Below are 1,355 nucleotides of genomic sequence, written 5' to 3'. Positions count from 1 at the left end.
CGACGGTCGCCGGGGGTAAGATCCCGGCTCGGTGATACGCAGCGCGGGAGTCCGGCATGGCTCCTTGCTTACAAAAGCGCTGGTCGCGCGCCGAAAAAAGCGCGACGGAGACGCTGCCCAAAAGGCGGTGCGCCGGTGAGGCGAAGGGTAACTGAGTATCCGGTGGCGCGAATGCCACCTCCCTCATGCCGGGACGTGGATGCAGGGGAAGAGGTTTGGTTTGGTCCTCTGGTCTCTGCCATATCCACGGGAGAAAGGGCGAAGCTGTGCCCTTTTGCTAACAGCGGGGTGATGTCGCCACGACCTACCGGTTCGGGATGATCTAAGCTCTCTCGCTTGATGAACTCGTTATGGCTCTGGCCTCGGGGGCCCACCGAGCCCGATCTTCTTTAGGCGACTGGGTTGGCGGACGACATAAAGGAACGTTCCGCTGCCCGTTGACGTTCGGTGTTGCAGCGGGGGATTAAACAAGGGAAATCGCCCATGTCCAAGAAAGCAGCCGAACACCACAAGCAGGCAGCAGAACACCACACCCAAGCCGCTCGCCACCACGGGGAAGCAGCTAAACATTATGAGGGTGGCCAACACGAAAAAGCAGCTCACCACGCGCATACTGCAAGCGGCCATGGTCATCACGCCAACTATCACACCGAAGAGGCTGGCAAGGCCCATATGGAGGAGCACGGCAAGAAGTAGCCAATAAAAATGACCGGAGGCCGCCTCAGTTGGCGGCCTCGTTCATTCAACCATGCGGCAACATCCGTTCCTGGCAGATCTGAGAGCGCTTTCGTGCCCACGTGCGTGGCCAAAGGTGGTCGAAAACGGTCCTATGGCCGAACCCATCGCTCGGCCACACCGCTACGGCTGACCCAACCCGGACAAAACATTATTTAAGCGGCGTGTTTCTCTTTGTCTGACGGTTGCTCGCCAGTGGTCGTAGTTTCTGCCAGCCCCTTTTCGTAGTTGCCGGCGAACCTCTCGATGCTGTTGGCCCACATCCTCAGCATTGAGACCTGGAAGTGCATGATCGGCTTCAGAGCATTCATGCCGATTGCTGTCAGTGCGGCGGTGGGCCTTTGGTCGCGCGCTAAGCGGTTTGCATTGGAGATATTGTCTGCCATGCAGTTCCTTCCTTCTGCTCTAGTTAGGCCTCAAGTTGTGCACTGCGTGCTTCTAACCACTCGGCCAAAGATCGATCTGCCGCGAGGCTCACACCTCGGGCGTCATGCAGTTCGTCTAGTTTTTTCAAGTAAACGACGGCCGCCATTTGCAGGAGATCGAAACCGTATTCGCCGGTATCAGAGAGATTGGTGACGTAGCGATAAAGGGCGGAACGCCTGCTATCGTTCTCACTA

The 1,355-nt window shown here is 57.7% G+C and carries 3 protein-coding genes; 1 reads left to right on the top strand and 2 read right to left on the bottom strand.

The features are described 5' to 3' along the window. Window positions 1–483: 483 nt before the first annotated feature. On the top strand, window positions 484–696 hold the full coding sequence (locus tag AC629_RS43790; protein ID WP_084810774.1) for a hypothetical protein: 213 nt from the start codon (window positions 484–486) through the stop codon (window positions 694–696). 194 nt (window positions 697–890) lie between these two features. Here AC629_RS43790 and AC629_RS43785 read toward each other — a convergent pair whose 3' ends face one another. Together AC629_RS43785 and AC629_RS48080 are read right to left on the bottom strand one after the other, a co-directional pair. Beyond that, entirely contained in the window at window positions 891–1,121 is a 231-nt protein-coding gene (locus tag AC629_RS43785) for a hypothetical protein (RefSeq protein ID WP_084810773.1), read from the bottom strand. A 23-nt stretch (window positions 1,122–1,144) separates the two neighbouring features. Then, window positions 1,145–1,355, bottom strand: a 211-nt coding sequence (locus AC629_RS48080) for a hypothetical protein (protein WP_084810772.1), incomplete at its 5' end; no start/stop codon positions are given.

It is taken from the genome of Bradyrhizobium sp. NAS80.1, assembly GCF_001908205.1.
In the GTDB taxonomy this organism is placed as follows: Bacteria; Pseudomonadota; Alphaproteobacteria; order Rhizobiales; family Xanthobacteraceae; genus Bradyrhizobium.
Note: the sequence above shows the minus strand (reverse complement) of the source record. Positions and strands in the feature narration are given on the sequence as shown.